Origin of the sequence: Janibacter melonis, assembly GCF_020567375.1 — a bacterium.
Classification (GTDB): domain Bacteria; phylum Actinomycetota; class Actinomycetes; order Actinomycetales; family Dermatophilaceae; genus Marihabitans; species Marihabitans melonis.
On sequence record NZ_JAJBZM010000003.1, the window covers coordinates 834,589 to 850,724 of the forward strand.

Below are 16,136 nucleotides of genomic sequence, written 5' to 3' on the forward strand. Positions count from 1 at the left end.
CGCAGCCGCCGGTCGCGCGGGTAGCGTCCGCCCCATGAGCCGGCACCACGACGTCGTCGTCCTCGGGGGAGGGAACGCCGGCATCTCGCTGGCCGCCCGGCTGCGCCGGGTCGGCTGCCGAGACGTCCTCGTCGTCGCCCCCTCCGCGACCCACCTCTACCGACCGATGCTCAACTACGTCGGCGGCGGTCAGGCGCGCCTCGACGAGCTCACCCTGACGACGCACGCCGTCATGCCCTCGGGCGTGCAGTGGCTGCGCGACCGGGCGGTCGCCGTGCATCCCGACCTCCACGAGGTCGAGACGGCGAAGGGGGAGCGCGTCGGCTACACCGACCTCGTCGTCGCGACCGGGCTCGAGGAGGACCTCGGCGCGGTCGAGGGTCTCGAGACGGCTCTCGCGTCGGGCTGGGCGAGCACCCCGCACCTCGAAGAACGGGCCGAGCGCACCTGGGAGGCGCTGCGCCCCCTTCGCCGCGGCAGGGTCGTGCTGAGCATCCCGCCCGAGCCGGCGCCGTGCGGTGGCACGGCGCTCAAGCCCCTCTTCCTCGCGGCCGACCACTGGCGGCGCGAAGGGGTCCTCGGCGACGTCGAGATCCATCTCGTCACCCCCTTCGCGTCGGTCCTCGACCTCCCCTTCGTCGACGGCACGCTCACCACCCGGCTCGAGAGGCTCGGCGTCCAGGTGCACCACGACGCCCGGGTCGCGTCGCTCGACGGCGCCACCCGCGAGGTCGTCGTCGCGTCCGGCGGGGGCACGACGCCGATCGCGGACGTCGACCACGCCGTCGTCGTCCCGCACTACCGGGGGCCGTCCTGGCTGGCCGGTCTCGCCGGTGGCGAGCACGGGCTCGTCGACGTCGACCCCGAGACGATGGCGCACCGCAGCGCACCGGACGTGTGGTCCCTCGGTGACGTCGCCGACCTGCGCACCCGCCCGTCCGGGGGAGCGCTGCGTCGGCAGGTCGACGTCCTCGCCGACAACATCGCCCGCCGCCGTCTCGGCGAGCCGTTGCGCCGCTACGACGGCTACACGATCATCCCGATCACCACCGACCGGCGCCGGCTGCTCCTCGCCGAGATGGACCGCGACGGCACCCCTCAGCCCACCGTGCGCCGACCCGATCTCACCGTCCCGAGGACCTGGCTGTGGGTCTTCGACCGCTACCTCGAGCCGAGGGTCTACCGCTACGCCCTGCTGCGCGGCCGCGTCTGAGGCCGGACCGAGATCGGACCGGCTGCGCGGGCGCAGGTGCAGGGTCCATCCTGGCGACGAGAGGTCGCGCCGCACGAGGGCGGACGGGAGGTCGGTGCCATGGGTGGGCCGTCGCGAGACGAGCAGGAGTTCGTCAGCTGGGCGCGCTCCAGCGTGGCCGGGCTGCTGCGCGAGGCCGGCCACGGCCGGGTCGACGAGGAGCAGGCCCGCGTCGACGTGCACGAGGCCCTCGTCCTCGTGGCCGTGCGCTGGGGCGTGCTGCGCCACGAGGAGCCCCTCGCGTACGCGCGGCGCGCCATGCACCGGCACCGGACCCACCCGGGCTCGCGGACGACGCCCCCTCCCGCCACGTCCGACCTCGACGCCCTCGTCGACAGCGCGTGGCGCACCGCGACGACCCGTCGTCGGGCCGGGCGGCGCCGCGGGGCGGTCGTCGCGGCGGCCGTCGTCGCCGTGCTCGGCGTCGGCTTCGCCCTCGGGCCCGACGCGGCGGTCGAGCCCGTGCCGGCACCGACGTCGACCTCCGAGGGCCCGGGCCGCCCGGTCGTGCTCGGCGGCGCCCAGGTCGACCGGCTCGTCCCGGCCGAGCAGCTGGGCGACCTGCCGCGGCACCCCGACCCGGGCAGCCTGGGCCTCGGGGCGACGCTGGGCTGGACCGCGGGCGCCGACATCTCCGGGCTGCCGCAGGGCGGGCTCTCGCAGCCGGTGCGCGCCGTGGCCCTGCGCCGCGTGCAGGGTCGTCACCGGGCCCACCTCGTGCTGCGCCTCACGGGCACGCCGACGCCCTACGTCGAGGTCGAGGAGCTGCTGACCAGCCAGGTCGTCGGGGAGCCGCTCGTGCTCACCGGCGACATGATCCACCCCGACCGCGACCGGGTCGCCGTGCCCCAGCCGGGTCGGGTGGTCGTCGTGGACGTCGCCCGCGGGCGCACCCAGGAGATCCCGGTGCCCGACGACCGGCTGAGCAGCCTCGGGTGGGCCGGCAACGGCGACATCATCGTGCGCGGGGAGTCGACGTGGCGGATCACCGGCTCGCGCGTGCGGCGGGCAGATCCCCAGGTCAGCCCGGCCCCCGAGGTGCTCGTGCTGCGTCCCGACGGCCGGCTCGAGCGCTCCTCCTACGCCGGCACGGGCGACCTCGTCGGCGGCGAGACGATGCCGGGCCCGGTCGGCGGTGTGCACGGCGAGACGGTGAGCGACATCGCCGGGTGGTCGGCGGCCGGCATCTGGCTGCCGCAGTGGGCCACCGCCCAGCTCGACGGCAGCTACCAGGGCGTCTACGCCGTGCAGGTCGACGCCTCGCCCCGTCCCCGGGTGCTCGCCGCGGCCGACGACAGCACCGTCATGGGCGGCCTCGTCCCGCTCGACTGGGGGCCGGCCGACCAGCTGCTCCTCCTCTCGCGCTCCGCCCTGGGCACCTGGGTCCTCGTGTGGGACGTCCACACCGGCACGACGTGGCGGGTCACCGAGGTCCTCGGGCAGCCACCGCCGGGGTCGCAGCCGGCGGTGGGGGAGATGGTCGGCTCGCCGGTGCTGTGAGCCGGCGGGGAGGGGCTGTCCGCCGGTGGTGGGACACTGGGGTGGTCATGAGCGCTCCCACCACCACCTCGCCCCGCACCGCGCCGCCCGCGACGCAGGCCGCGTCGCCGGTGCTGCCACCCCTTCGCCTCGGCCGCCACACGATCACCTCGCCGGTGGTCCTCGCGCCGATGGCCGGCATCACCAATGTCGCCTTCCGCCGGCTGTGCCGGCGCTACGGCGCGGCCGGTCACGTCGCCGGCGGGGCCGACGGGGCGAGCAGCCTGTACGTCAACGAGATGGTCACCTCGCGTGCGGTCGTCGAGCGCTCGCCCGAGACGATGCGGCTGCTCGAGCACGACCCGGACGAGCACCCGCGCAGCGTCCAGCTCTACAGCGTCGACCCCGGGGCCACCCGGCTGGCCGCCCGGATCATCGCCACGGAGGACCGGGCCGACCACATCGACCTCAACTTCGGGTGCCCGGTGCCGAAGGTGACGCGCAAGGGCGGGGGAGCGGCGCTGCCGTGGAAGCGCGACCTCTTCCGCTCCATCGTCGCCGCCGCCGTCGAGGAGGGCTCGCGCCGCGACATCCCGGTGACGGTGAAGATGCGCAAGGGCATCGACGACGAGCACCTCACCTACCTCGAGGCCGCGCAGATCGCCGTCGACGAGGGCGTCGCGGCGATCTCGCTGCACGGCCGCACCGCGTCCCAGGCGTACTCCGGCCAGGCCGACTGGTCGGCGATCCGGCTCCTCAAGGAGACGATCACGCAGGTCCCGGTCCTCGGCAACGGCGACATCTGGTCGGCCGACGACGCCCTGCGGATGGTCCGCGAGACCGGCTGCGACGGCGTCGTCGTCGGCCGCGGCTGCCTGGGCCGGCCGTGGCTCTTCACCGATCTCGCGGCCGCCTTCGCCGGCTCGAGCGCTCGCGTCCGACCGACCCTCGGCGAGGTCGCGGCGACGCTGCGCCTGCACGCCGAGCACCTCGTCGACTTCTACGACGGCGACGAGCTGCGCGGCTGCCGCGACATCCGCAAGCACATCGCCTGGTACCTCAAGGGCTTCCCGGCGGGCTCGCGCGTGCGCAACCAGCTCGCGCTCGTCGACTCCCTCGCCGCCCTGGACGAGCTCATCGCGACGCTCGACCCGGACGTGCCCTGGCCCGCCGAGGCCGCCGACGGGCCCCGGGGCCGCGCCGGCTCCCCGCGCACCGTCGCCCTCCCGGAGGGCTGGCTGCGCAGCCGCGAGCTCGACGCCGACCAGGCCGCCCAGGTCTCCCAGGCCGAGCTGTCGGTGAGCGGCGGCTGAGATGACGTCGGGGGCGAAGGGGGCGCCCGGTCGCCCCGGGGGGACGCCGGAGCGACCGGCGACCTACTTCGCCGACGCGGCCGAGCTGCGCGCGTGGTTCGAGGAGCACCACGACAGCGCGAGCGAGCTGTGGATGGGGCTGCGCGGCAAGCACGTCCCCGACCGCGGCATCACCTGGGCGGAGGCGGTGCCGGTCGCCCTGTGCTTCGGGTGGATCGACAGCGTGAGCGAGCGGGTCGACGAGGACTCGCGGCGCCAGCGCTGGACGCCCCGTCGCGCGGGCAGCACGTGGAGCGCGGTCAACGTCGCTCACGTCGAGCGGCTGCGCGAGCAGGGGCTGATGACGCCGGCGGGCGAGGCGGCCTTCGAGCGGCGGCGCGAGGACCGCACGGCGATCTACACCTACGAGGTCGAGGCCGGTGAGCTGCCGCAGGGATACGCGGCCCGTCTCGAGGCAGAGCCCCGTGCCCGGGCCTTCTGGGCCGAGGCGACGCCGGGGTACCGCAAGCAGGCCACCCACTGGGTGCTCGGCGCGAAGCAGGAGGCCACCCGCGAGCGGCGGATGGGCGAGCTCGTCGCCGACTGCGCCGCCGGACGGCTCATCCGCACGCAGCGCTACGGCGCCGAGCCCGCCTGGGTGCGCCGGGCCCGAGCCGCCCAGGACGGCGCCTGAGGTCTAGGTCGTCCTCGACGTGTCGACGTCGTCACGGGGGTCCCACCCCTGCATCCAGCGCGAACCGCCGGTCGGGACCTGGCGGGGCTCGTGGACACGCAACGACCCGCTCTCCAGGCCGTGGCGGTCGCCGAGGGTGGGCAGCACCTCGGCGACGAAGCGTTCCGGGTCCGAGGGGACGACGAGCGCCGCGGGCCGGCCGGACCGCGTGCCCAGGGCGACGACCCAGCCGCCGGAGTAGCGCTCGACGTCGAGGTGGTGGTCCTCGGCGTTGCGCTCGACGGTGACGAGGGGTGCCTCGTGCCGAGGCCCGACGGCGACGAGCCCCGCGAGGTCCTGGTCGACCTGGTCATGGCGACGCGCGAGCTCGTCGCGGGGCAGGACGGCGGTCAGCGGGTAGACGACGCGCTCCTCGCTCGGGTGCCACCTGCTCGTGAGCGGCAGCTGGACGACGACGAGGACGTGCTCCTGCACCGACGTGGCGACGTCGAGGCGCACGCCGTCGTCACGGGTGCCGAGGATCAGCAGGTGCGCGCTCGCCACGGCGCCGGCCCGGCGCATCTCTCGACGCCAGCGCATGAGCGGCCAGGTCGGCAGCAAGATCGCCGCCGCCAGTCCGAGCAGGACGAGGGCGAGGACGGGGTCCGAGAGCACGAGCAGGCAGAGCAGCAGCGCGAGCCCGCCGATCACCCAGCCCATGACGGACAACGCCATGGCGGGACCCGCGAGCCCCGGGAAGGGATCGGCGACCGGGATCCCGCGGCCGCGCTGCCCGGCGCGGCTCGCGGCCCAGCGCACGGCGTACCGCGCCTCGGCGAGGGTGATGACGTGCCGCCACACCGAGGTGACCCACAGCAGCAGCACGCCGACCGCGAGCGGCGCCAGCAGGGCGAGGACGGCGCCGCGGAGCACCTCCGGCGACGTCTGCGCCTCGAGGGCCTCGAAGGGGTCGTCGACCCCCGTGTCCTGCCGGGCGACGAAGCCGGCGACGAGCAGGGCGAGGAGCACGACGAGGGTGAGCGCTCCCATGAGGTTGCGGACCCGGGCGATGCGGGCGCCCCACCGCTCGGCGGGCAGCCCGTCGGGGTGGTCTCGATGCCGGTCGGCGACGAGGTCGAGCCCGTCCTGCACGCTGTGCTCGGTGACCTGCGGGCGCGTCGCGAGGAGGGCACGAGCCGCCGAGTCGGGGCCGGAGGCGCCGAGGAGCACGTCGACGGCGTCGGCGCCGAGCCACCGTCGTACCCGCACGGCGGCGGTCAGCTGCTCGGCATCGGTCGTCGCGTCGTCGGGGGTGGCAGGTGGCGGCTCGTCCGGGGTCGTCACAGACGCAACCCTAGGGCGGGGTCCTGCCGGACATAGGCTCGCCCCGTGACCTATGCCGAGGCCGATCGTGAGCGCTGGGTGGCCGAGGACCCCGTGCACAAGCGCGCCGATCGCGACGACTTCGCGCGCGACCGGGGGCGGCTCATCCACTCCGCCGCCCTGCGCCGGCTCGCGGCGAAGACCCAGGTCGTCCAGCCGGCGAGCGACGACTTCGTGCGCAACCGGCTGACCCACACCCTCGAGGTCGCTCAGATCGGCCGGGAGTTCGGCGGGGCGCTGGGCTGCAACGCCGACGTCGTCGAGGTGGCCTGCCTCGCGCACGACCTCGGGCATCCCCCCTTCGGCCACAACGGGGAGAGCGCGCTCGACGCGATCGCCGCGGGCATCGGCGGCTTCGAGGGCAACGCGCAGACCCTGCGGATCCTCACCCGGCTCGAGGCCAAGCGGGTCCACCCCGACGGCCGCCCTGCCGGTCTCAACCTCACCCGCGCGAGCCTCGACGCCGCGACGAAGTACCCCTGGACCCGCGACGACGGCCCGCGCCCCGGACCGAAGTACGGCGCGTACGGCGACGACGTCGCGGCCTTCGGCTGGGTGCGCCATGGAGCCGCGCCACGGGTGCGCTGCCTCGAGGCCGACGTCATGGACTGGTCGGACGACGTCGCCTACTCCGTGCACGACGTCGAGGACGCCGTCGCCTCCGGCCAGCTCGACCCCGCGGCCCTGCGCGACACCGCCCGCTCGGACTCGGTGCTCGCCGCCGCCCACGGCGAGTACGCCGCGGACCTGCCGGCACACGAGGTCGAGGCCGCGCTCGCCCGGCTCACCGACCAGGGCCTCGTGCCGCTGCACTTCGACGGCAGCCGCGAGGCGCTCGCCCGGCTCAAGGACATGACCTCGCGCCTCGTCGGCCGCTTCGTCCAGGCAGCCGAGGAGGCCACCCGCGAGCGCTACGGGCCCGGCCCGCTCACCCGCTACGCGGCCTCGCTCGTCGTGCCCGACGACAGCCGCGCCGAGGTCGCGGTGCTCAAGGGGATGGCCGCCCACTTCGTCATGCACGCGAGCGAGCGCGCCGACGTCTACGTGCGCCAGCGGGTCGTCGTCGGCGACCTCGTCGAGTGGTTCGCCGCCGACCCACGAAGCCGTCTCGACCCCGACCTTCGCGCCGACCACGCGGCCGCGGCAGACGACGCGGCACGGCTGCGGGTCGTCGTCGACCAGGTCGCCGGGCTCACCGACGTCCGGGCGCTCGCCCTCCACGCCCGGCTCTGAGCGTCCCCTTCGCCGCGACAGGGGTGCCGCTCAGGACGGCGTCCGGGGAACCCGTCCGTGCCCGGGACGACGGACCCGGCCCAGGACACCCGCTCGTGCCGAGACGTGTCCCGGCCGATGGCCGACTTCCCGGTCGGCCGCCGTGATCCCGGCCCGAGCGCGGGACTCGGGTCATCGCGGCCGGGTCGTCACCTCCGTGCGCCGAGGTCGGCTCTGAGCGCCCCCTTCGCCGCGGCACCTAGACTCACCTCGACCGCAGGAGGTGCACGCGTGGCAGGCAGGATCAGGGCCGAGGACGTCACGGCCGTCAAGGAGCGCTCGTCGATCACCGACGTCGTCCGCGAGCACGTGACGCTGCGCCCCGCCGGGGTCGGCGCGATGAAGGGGCTGTGCCCCTTCCACGACGAGAAGACCCCGTCCTTCACCGTGCGCGAGTCCGTCGGCAGCTATCACTGCTTCGGCTGCGGCGAAGGGGGAGACGTCCTCGACTTCGTGCAGAAGGTCGACCACCTCACCTTCACCGAGTCCGTCGAGCGGCTCGCCGGCAAGCTCGGCCTCGAGCTGCGCTACGAGGAGGGCGGGGCGCCACGCCGCGGCGAGAGCATCGGCAAGCGCTCCCGGCTCATCGAGGCCAACCGGACGGCCGAGCAGTGGTACCAGCAGATGCTCGTCGACACGAGCGAAGGGCGAGCCGGTCGCGACTTCCTGCGCCAGCGCGGCTTCATGCGCCCCGACGCCGAGCGCTTCGGCATCGGCTACGCGCCCCGCGGCGGCGAGGAGCTGACCCGCCACCTCCTCGGACGCGGCTTCACCGACGAGGAGCTCGTCGCCGCCGGCTTGAGCGGGCGGGGCTCGAGGGGCCTCTACGACCGCTTCCGCGGCCGTCTGCTGTGGCCGATCCGGGACACGACGGGCGACACCCTCGGCTTCGGCGCCCGGCGCCTCTTCGAGGACGACCGGATCAACGCGAAGTACCTCAACACCTCCGAGACGGCGATCTACAAGAAGAGCCAGGTGCTCTACGGGCTCGACCTCGCGAAGAAGGCGATCTCGACCGAGCGCAAGGCCGTCGTCGTCGAGGGCTACACCGACGTCATGGCGGCCCACCTCTCCGGGGTCGAGCAGGCCGTGGCGACGTGCGGCACCGCCTTCGGTGTCGACCACATCAAGATGCTCCGGCGGATCATGCGCGACGAGGCCGACATGTCGCCGGCGCGGGTGGTCTTCACCTTCGACGGCGACGCGGCGGGGCAGAAGGCCGCGATGAAGGCCTACGGCGAGGACCAGCGCTGGGCCAGCCAGTCCTTCGTCGCGGTCGCCCGTGAGGGCATGGACCCGTGCGACCTGCGGCTGCGGGACGGGGACGCCGCGGTGCGCGACCTCGTCGAGTCGGCGGTCCCGATGTTCGAGTTCGCGGTGCGCACGACGCTCGAGCGCTTCGACCTCACGACCGCGGAGGGTCGCGTGCGCGCGATGACGGCGGTCGCCCCGATCATCAACGCGATCCGCGACAGCGCGCTGCGCCCGGAGTACATCCGCACCGTCGCCGGATGGGTCGGTGTCGAGGTCGAGCAGATGCGCACCGCGACCCAGCGCGCCGGCCGTGTCTCGGCACAGCCGAGCACCGGCCCGAAGGAGCGCTCCGCACCCGCCGCTCCAGAGCCGAGCGCGGAGGCGATGGCCGGGCTGCCGGCGCCCGACCTGCGCGACCCCGTCGTCTTCGCCGAGCGCCAGCTCTTCCAGTCCGTGCTGCAGTACCCCTCCCTCTTCGCCGAGTCCGGCATCGAGGACTGGCAGCCCGAGGCGATCAGCGCCCCGGCGCACCGGGCCGTGCTCGACGCGATCCGTGAGGTCGGCCTGCGCCCGGACCTCTCGCTCGGCGGCTGGCACGCGCTGCTCGGCGAGGCCGCGTCGCTCACCGTGCGCGGGCTCATCGCCGAGCTCGCCGTCGCCCCCGTGCCCGTCGTCCTCGAGGCCTCGAGCGGGCTGCCGCCGCGGGCGTACACCGACTCGCTCGTCGCCCGGGTGCGGGAGCGCCAGGTGAGCCGCGAGATCGCCGACGGCATGGCGACGATGCGGCGCCTGGGCACCGACCCCAAGGCCGACCAGGCCGAGCTGCGCGCACTCTCGGTGCGCCTGCAGGACCTGGAGCGCCAGCGCGCAGCCATCCGTGATGGGCTGACCCGATGAGCATCCTGCGCCGACGTGACAAGCAGCCCCAGCCCGAGGGTCTCGAGCGGGGGGAGCGGGTCCTCGCCAGCGCGGCCCTCGCCGACGGCGGTGTGCTCGCCGTGACGACCTACCGGCTCGTCGTCGACGGCGAGCAGCCCGAGCGCTGCCCGTGGCACCTCGTCGACGGCGGCGGCTGGCGTCCCGAGCGCGACGAGATCTGGGCGACCTTCGTCGACGGGCGTGAGCCGGGAGCCTGGGTGCTGCCGGACCCGGGCCCGGTGACGGACGCCTTCCGCGAGCGCGTCCAGGCCAGCGTCGTGCTCACCGAGCACGTCGGCGTCGACCGTCGCGACAAGGCCCGGGTCGTCCTGCGCAAGGACCTCGCGACGGGCGCGCTGAGCGTGCAGACCATCTACTCCGAGGGCGCCGACCCCGACCGGCCCGAGCTCAAGGAGCAGGTCGACGACGCCCTCGCCCGGCTCGCGGAGCACGTCGGCCTCGAGCGCTGACCGCCGTTTTCGTCGCTCGCGGTCTTCTTGCTATGGTGGCGCAGCGCTGAGGCGCGATCCCCTGTAGCTCAATTGGCAGAGCAATCGACTGTTAATCGATAGGTTGTTGGTTCGAGTCCAACCGGGGGAGCTCTTCATGACCAGGCCCGGACGCATCGCGTCCGGGCCTTCGTCGTGCCCCGGCCGGGTCAGCTCGAGGTGCTCGAGCCGGAGGGCGACGGGGTGGTCGGGGACGTGCAGGACCGCACCTGCGGCGGCCGGTAGGTCTGCCGGCCGATGACCTTCGCGCTCGGCAGGTTGCGGGCGACGGTCCGGCGCCACTCGCCCGAGGAGATCATCGTGCGCAGCCCCTCGCTCACCCGGTAGCACAGGGCTCGGTCGTCCTTGGCCAGCCCGATCCCGTAGGACTCCCGGCCGAAGGGGCGACCGGACAGCCGCAGGTCGCTCCCGTCCTCCTCCTCGAGGTAGCCGGCGAGGATCGTCGTGTCGGACGTGACCGCCTTGACCTCGCCCTCGCGGAGCCGGTCGACGCACGCGTCGACGCTCTTCTCCTCGACGATGTGCAGCCCGGTGTAGTCGCGCACGAGGCGCTGCGTCGCCGAGGAGCCCGCGGCACCGCACACGGTGAAGCCCCTGAGCTCCTGCGGCGAGCGGATGCTGCTGCGGCGGGGGAGCAGGAGCTCTTGGTCGGTGACGAGGTAGGGCCCGGCGAAGCGGACCTGCTCGGCGCGCTGCGGCGTCATCGAGTAGCTGGAGACGACCATGTCGACCTGACCGGTCGCGAGGAGGGTCTCGCGCTGGTCGGGGATCGCCTGGACGAAGGTGATGCGCTCGGTGCCCATCTGCTGCGCGACGTAGCGGCTGACGTCGACGTCGAGACCGGAGTAGTCGTCGCCGTCCTTGACGCCGAGGCCGGGCTGGTCGAAGGAGATCGCGACGCGCAGGCGGTCGGGCGCCGGCGGCAGCCCGTCGCTCGAGGTCGTCGTGCCAGGGGTGGGGGTCGAGGTGCTCGGGGGCACGTCGACGGCCTGGCTGCACGCGCTCACCAGCAGCAGGGCCGGGACCGCGAGGGCAGCGGCGACTCGACGACCCCTGGGCATGGCCCTCATCCTCGCACCCCGCGTGCGGGACGGCCTCCCCCTTCGCCCAGGTCAGACGGGGTTGTGACCGCACCGTCACCCGCCGTCTCGAGCCCTGGGCACGGGTGCGGGGGCGCGGGCGTAGTCTCCTGCGCACCCGACCGAGGAGCAGCGATGCCCGACCGCCCGACCGAGCACGAGTCCCTCGCGGGGTCTACCCGCCGGCCCTACTGGACCGACCCGGACCTGCGGCCGGCGCCCTCGCCGGGGGAGTCGCTCCGGGGCGAGGTGCGCTGCGACCTCGCGGTCGTCGGGGGAGGCTTCACCGGGCTGTGGGCGGCCCTGCAGGCCGCGGAGGCGGACCCGGGTCGGAGGGTCGTCGTGCTCGAAGGGGGACCGCTCGGCTTCGGCGCGTCAGGGCGCAACGGCGGCTTCGTCTCTCCCTCGCTCACCCACGGGCTGGCCCAGGGTGTCGGGTGCTGGCCCGACGAGATCGAGACCCTCGAGCGGATGGGGGCCGAGAACTTCGCGGGTCTGCAGGCCGACGTGGCCCGGCTGGGCATCGACTGCGACCTCCACGTCCCGGGGGAGCTGACCCTCGCGCTCGACGAGCACCAGGTGAGCACGCTGCGCGAGGGCTACCAGCTGCACCGGCAGCACGGTGCCGACGTGACCTGGCTCGACGCCCGAGCGGCGCGCGAGCGCGTCGACTCCCCGTGCTACCGCGCCGGCATGCTCGACCCGACGGTGGGTCTCGTCGACCCGGCGCGGCTGCTGTGGGGCCTGGCCACCGCGGCCCGGGAGCGCGGCGTCGTGGTCGTCGAGCGCAGCCCGGTGCGGGCGATGGTGCGCGACGGGTCGGGGATGCGGCTGCGCGGTGACGAGGGCTCGGTCCGCGCCGACCAGGTCGTCCTCGCGACCGGGGCGTACCCCGCGCTGCTGCGGCGGGTGGGCGCGTGGGTCATCCCCGTCTACGACCACGTCCTCATGACCGAGCCGCTCACCGGCGAGCAGCTCGCGTCCCTGCGGTGGCACGGGCGCGAGGGGCTGACCGACGCGGGCAACCAGTTCCACTACTACCGGCTCACCGCCGACGACCGCATCCTCTTCGGCGGGTACGACGCGAGCTATCACTACGGCGGCCGCATCGACGCCGAGCTCGAGCAGGGGGCGTCGCACGACCTGCTGGCCCGGCACCTGCTCGAGATCTTCCCCCAGCTGGAGGGAGTGCGGATCAGCCACCGGTGGGCCGGGGTCATCGACACGACCTCGCGCTTCACCCCGATCTTCGGGACCTCGCACGGCGGCCGCGTGGCCTACGCGATGGGGTACACCGGGCTGGGGGTCGCGTCCACGCGCTTCGGCGCGGCGGTGGCGCTCGACCTCCTCGCCGGTGCCGAGACCGAGCGCACCGGTCTGTCGATGGTGCGGGACAAGCCCATCCCCTTCCCGCCAGAGCCGCTGCGCTACGCGGCGGTCCAGGCGACCCGTGCGGCGATGGCCCGTGAGGACAGGACCGGGCGAAGGGGGCCGCTCCTGCGCGCGCTCGACGTCGCCGGGGTGGGCTTCGACTCCTGAGCCGGGTTTACAGCCGGGGAACTCTAAGCGTTGCATGAATAGCTGAACCCTTTGGCCACAAGAGTGAGGCCGTTCGGCAGCCCATTACCGACGATCCAAGCCACCGGTAATGAGGTGCTACAGTACTAACATTCCAGCGAGGCCGTGATGAAAGGTTGCTTATGCGCAGTCGGCGGCAGACATGGTAATGGTTATCAGAGTTTTTGAGAGCCGCGCTCCGAAAGTAGTTATTCCCGACACGAACTTCATTGTTGACCTGGATGATTGGATCAATGGCAGGGCAGGCGCCGGCGAGCGCCTGAGGGAATCGTTCAGTGCCATACTCTCCGCTCGTTCCGACGGCGGCCCTGTAACAGTCTCACGGTGGCCGGCCCTGGCCGAGTATGCATGGTCGAGAATTCCGGATCTAGGGGTGGGTTGCGAAGACCTCGATGAGCGTCTAAACCTCGCCGCAAAAAATACCCGCTTACTGCATGAGGTATTCGATCGACTATTCCACTCAAAGGGCAGGGATGGATGGTTGACTGGATCGCCACCCGGTTGGGTTCGAGCCCTGAAGAAAGAATCCTTGACACCCCTTGTGTACCACAAGTGGACAGTCAGTGCAGGAAATGAGGCGTGGATCACTCGCAGTGCGACTGCACTCCTCGCCTTTTCCAAGCTGGAACCAATTAACAAAGGGGCTAATGAACGGTTTCGCGTCGAGTTGTTCTCGCGATACCTGGAGATCGCGGTCGACCGAGCCGGAACTATTGGCTCCCTGGAAGCTATATATACACTTCTTCGACTATTCGCACCATCACCGAAGGGTCGCCTAGTGGAGGGGGTAGATCCCTTTGCGGTTGTGAAGGTCAAACGACCGTGGAGGAGTCAGACGCTGCTCGTCCAAGATACTCTAAACACCGTGCGGGACCTGGCCATGGTCCGGTATGCGCATGACGCCGCGATGGGTTGCGGTCACTTCGATGAGAGTGGACCTCGCCCTAGCGCAATTCTAACCTCAGATAGAGGTCTTCAAGCATTCGCTAATTGGATGCCGTCCCCGGACTTTGTGCGCAAAGGAGTCATTGCCTATGATCTTTCTGGCGTCTTATCACGGCTCAACATTGAAGACGAAACGCGTCGCATGCTGAGCGAGGTGCTTCTTTCAGTCGAGGTGGGCGCCGTGCGCCGAATTGATGGCCGAGCAGATGATCATGACGATTTAGGCGAGGTCACTGCGAATCTATTTGATCTGGCGTCGGAACTGGTCGAGTGATCGAAAGTTTCGGGTTCACAAGTCAATTTTAACGTAGGCCTTTGAGCACTTAGAAAATCATAGACGGAGTGGTCTTGCTGTATCCCGACCCGAGAAGCCCATCGTGTATACCGCGTAACCTTCCGCCTAGCTGGGAAACTCGTGATTGGCGTCGGGGCTCGCCCTTGTGCACTTGTTTTGTACGCACAACGGGGCTCCTGGCTGTTAGCGACCCAGATTTTTGGTGTGGGTTGTCAGTCATCGCATGCAGTAGGCCCCGAGTCCCTCAACCACATAATCGGGAACCGGCATTGTCTCGCGCCACTTGTGGCTACCAAAACGCAGGGTGACGGGTATTTCTGCGAGGAATGCCGGCAAACCCAATGCGTCAAGAATGTCGCGGCGACCGATCTGGGGGCGCGTATTCTTCCGACGTCCGAGAGCTGGCGTGTTCATCCCCATAACAGAAGCCGTTCACCTCCTCCGATCCCTCACGCAAATCTAGATTGGAGGTTATGGGGGGCAATGCGGTGGGGCGGCTGGGGCTTGAACCCAGGACCGACGGATTATGAGTCCGCTGCTCTGACCGACTGAGCTACCGCCCCGCACCGCGAGGCGGTGACGCGGGCAGGCTACCGCCCCCTTCGCCCCTGCCCGCGCACAGGTCGCCGGCCGACCGACAGCCTCCTGACAGGTCCGCCCGAGGTCGGGCCTACGTCGTGCGGCGAGCGTGGGATCTCCACATCCCCGACGGAAGGAGACACACATGCAGACGGAGAAGCTCATCGGGATCGGTGCGGCCGGTCTGGCCGCCCTCGGCCTCGGCGTCACCGGTGCCTCGTTCGCCTCGGCGGACGACAGCCCCTCGACCGGCTCGTCCAGCACGAGCTCGACCCAGGGCTCGGGCGACAGCGAGGGTCAGCAGGGCACGAAGGGGGAGCGGCCCGCACCGGTCGACGACGGCCGGGAGCTGAGCGCTGATGCCGCGAGCAAGGCGATCACCGCCGCGCAGAGCAAGGAGGCAGACGCCGCTGTCAAGGGCGTGCACCTCGGTCGTGACGGCGGCTACGACGTCATGATGCTCCGCACGGACGGCACGATGGTCGAGGTCACGGTCGACGACTCCTTCACCGTCACCGGTGTCGAGGAGCGCGACGGTCGCGGTGGGCCGGGCGGTCCCGGTGGCCCGGGCGGACACGGCGCACCCGGTCAGGCACCGGGGGCGGAGAGCTCGGACGACAAGGGGTCCGACGACGCCCAGCAGGGGGCGCCCTCGGCGCCTCAGGGCGAGCAGGACCCGTCGCCGAGCGCCAGCTCCACCGCGAGCTGACCTCATCGGCCGGGCCCGGGAGCCCCTGCCCCCGGGCCCGGTCCAGCCGCGGCCTGAGCCCACCCCTGATGCCTATGAGGATCACGTGAGGCCTGCGCCTGCGTGCTACCAGAGTCATCAGAAGTGCCCGGTGCGGAGGGTGGTGCTCCTGGTGCCGATGGGGCATGATGAGCCCAAACAGACAGCTGCGGCCGTCTCATATCTCTGCATCACCACCGCGCATCGAGCGCATCCATCTCCGAGCAGTGCCCTGGCCGTGGGGAAGACGTCCATCGCACACAAGGAGGAACGGATGTCGATCGCAACGCGTGGAGTGGTGTTCATCCACAGCACCCCGACGGCGCTCTGCCCCCACATCACGTGGGCGCTGGAGTCTGCTCTCGGGCGTGACGTGGCCCTCGAGTGGACCGAGCAGCCGCTGGGTCCCTCGCTTCGTCGTGCCGAGTTCTCCTGGACGGGTCTGCCGGGCACCGGCGCGGCCCTGGCCTCCGCACTGCGCGGGTGGGAGGGCGTGCGCTACGAGGTGACCGAGGAGCCGAGCCCCGGCGTCGACGGGTCGCGCTGGTCGCACACCCCGAGCCTGGGCATCCACCACGCGACGATCTCCGCCTCCGGCGACACCGTCATCCACGAGAACCGCCTCCGCGAGGTCCTTACCCTCGCCCAGGGCGCAGGGGAGGCCGTCGAGGACATGCTCGACGAGCTCCTCGGCAGTCAGTGGGATGCCGAGCTCGAGCCCTTCCGCCACGCCGGCGAGGGCGCGCCCGTGCGCTGGCTGCACAAGGTCGGCTGACCTCCACCCACCCATGACGAAGGGGTGGGGCGCGGGGCCCCCCCCCCGCGCCCCCCCCAGCCCAGCCCCGCGGCACCCCGCCCCCGCGCCCCCGGGGCGGACCCTCGGGCGCGGGGCGGGCGAGGT

Annotated in this window: 13 protein-coding genes and 2 tRNA genes; 12 read left to right on the forward strand and 3 right to left on the reverse strand. The window is 72.3% G+C overall.

The features are described from left to right. The first annotated feature begins 34 nt into the window (after nt 1-34). The 4 genes from LIV55_RS16130 to LIV55_RS16145 all read left to right on the forward strand — a co-directional run bounded on the left by LIV55_RS16130 (nt 35) and on the right by LIV55_RS16145 (nt 4,717). A complete protein-coding gene (locus tag LIV55_RS16130; RefSeq protein WP_229300915.1) occupies nt 35-1,213 on the forward strand; it encodes an NAD(P)/FAD-dependent oxidoreductase in 1,179 nt (392 codons plus the stop codon). A 99-nt stretch (nt 1,214-1,312) separates the two neighbouring features. Next, on the forward strand, nt 1,313-2,752 hold the full coding sequence (locus LIV55_RS16135; protein WP_229300916.1) for a hypothetical protein: 1,440 nt from the start codon (nt 1,313-1,315) through the stop codon (nt 2,750-2,752). A gap of 47 nt (nt 2,753-2,799) precedes the next feature. Further along, nucleotides 2,800-4,044 (forward strand): tRNA dihydrouridine synthase DusB, encoded by a 1,245-nt coding sequence (dusB, locus tag LIV55_RS16140; RefSeq protein ID WP_229300917.1) that lies wholly within the window; start codon nt 2,800-2,802, stop codon nt 4,042-4,044. A 1-nt stretch (nt 4,045) separates the two neighbouring features. Continuing rightward, nucleotides 4,046-4,717: a YdeI/OmpD-associated family protein gene (locus LIV55_RS16145; RefSeq protein ID WP_229300918.1), complete on the forward strand. Its 672-nt coding sequence runs from the start codon at nt 4,046-4,048 to the stop codon at nt 4,715-4,717. Nucleotides 4,718-4,720: 3 nt separating this feature from the next. Here LIV55_RS16145 and LIV55_RS16150 read toward each other — a convergent pair whose 3' ends face one another. Beyond that, nucleotides 4,721-6,040 carry a hypothetical protein gene (locus tag LIV55_RS16150; protein WP_229300919.1) on the reverse strand — a complete coding sequence of 440 codons (1,320 nt, stop codon included), beginning with the start codon at nt 6,038-6,040 and terminating at the stop codon, nt 4,721-4,723. Between the two features lie 45 nt (nt 6,041-6,085). Between LIV55_RS16150 and LIV55_RS16155 the strand changes: the two genes are divergently transcribed. The 4 genes from LIV55_RS16155 to LIV55_RS16170 all read left to right on the forward strand — a co-directional run bounded on the left by LIV55_RS16155 (nt 6,086) and on the right by LIV55_RS16170 (nt 10,123). Beyond that, complete coding sequence (locus LIV55_RS16155) at nt 6,086-7,312, forward strand: deoxyguanosinetriphosphate triphosphohydrolase (protein WP_191680439.1); 1,227 nt, start codon at nt 6,086-6,088, stop codon at nt 7,310-7,312. Nucleotides 7,313-7,582: 270 nt separating this feature from the next. After that, the gene (gene dnaG / locus LIV55_RS16160; RefSeq protein WP_123090824.1) at nt 7,583-9,502 is read left to right on the forward strand and encodes a DNA primase; all 1,920 of its coding nucleotides are present in this window, start codon (nt 7,583-7,585) and stop codon (nt 9,500-9,502) included. After that, a complete protein-coding gene (locus tag LIV55_RS16165; protein WP_123090823.1) occupies nt 9,499-9,993 on the forward strand; it encodes a hypothetical protein in 495 nt (164 codons plus the stop codon). The genes dnaG and LIV55_RS16165 overlap by 4 nt, the downstream gene beginning before the upstream one ends. A gap of 57 nt (nt 9,994-10,050) precedes the next feature. Beyond that, a tRNA-Asn gene (locus tag LIV55_RS16170) sits at nt 10,051-10,123 on the forward strand. Between the two features lie 58 nt (nt 10,124-10,181). On the opposite strand, the gene LIV55_RS16175 is transcribed toward LIV55_RS16170, so the two are convergent. Further along, a complete protein-coding gene (locus tag LIV55_RS16175; protein ID WP_163562361.1) occupies nt 10,182-11,093 on the reverse strand; it encodes a transporter substrate-binding domain-containing protein in 912 nt (303 codons plus the stop codon). 153 nt (nt 11,094-11,246) lie between these two features. Here LIV55_RS16175 and LIV55_RS16180 point away from each other — a divergent pair, with 153 nt between their 5' ends. Next, entirely contained in the window at nt 11,247-12,650 is a 1,404-nt protein-coding gene (locus LIV55_RS16180) for an NAD(P)/FAD-dependent oxidoreductase (protein ID WP_229300920.1), read from the forward strand. Nucleotides 12,651-13,683: 1,033 nt separating this feature from the next. Next, nucleotides 13,684-13,908 (forward strand): hypothetical protein, encoded by a 225-nt coding sequence (locus tag LIV55_RS16185; RefSeq protein ID WP_229300921.1) that lies wholly within the window; start codon nt 13,684-13,686, stop codon nt 13,906-13,908. Nucleotides 13,909-14,418: 510 nt separating this feature from the next. Here the strand turns inward: LIV55_RS16185 and LIV55_RS16190 are convergent. Continuing rightward, nucleotides 14,419-14,492, reverse strand: a tRNA-Ile gene (locus tag LIV55_RS16190). Between the two features lie 161 nt (nt 14,493-14,653). Here LIV55_RS16190 and LIV55_RS16195 point away from each other — a divergent pair. Then, a complete protein-coding gene (locus tag LIV55_RS16195) occupies nt 14,654-15,217 on the forward strand; it encodes a hypothetical protein (protein ID WP_229300922.1) in 564 nt (187 codons plus the stop codon). A gap of 292 nt (nt 15,218-15,509) precedes the next feature. Further along, the gene (locus LIV55_RS16200; protein ID WP_229300923.1) at nt 15,510-16,010 is read left to right on the forward strand and encodes a DUF3145 domain-containing protein; all 501 of its coding nucleotides are present in this window, start codon (nt 15,510-15,512) and stop codon (nt 16,008-16,010) included. Nucleotides 16,011-16,136: the final 126 nt, after the last annotated feature.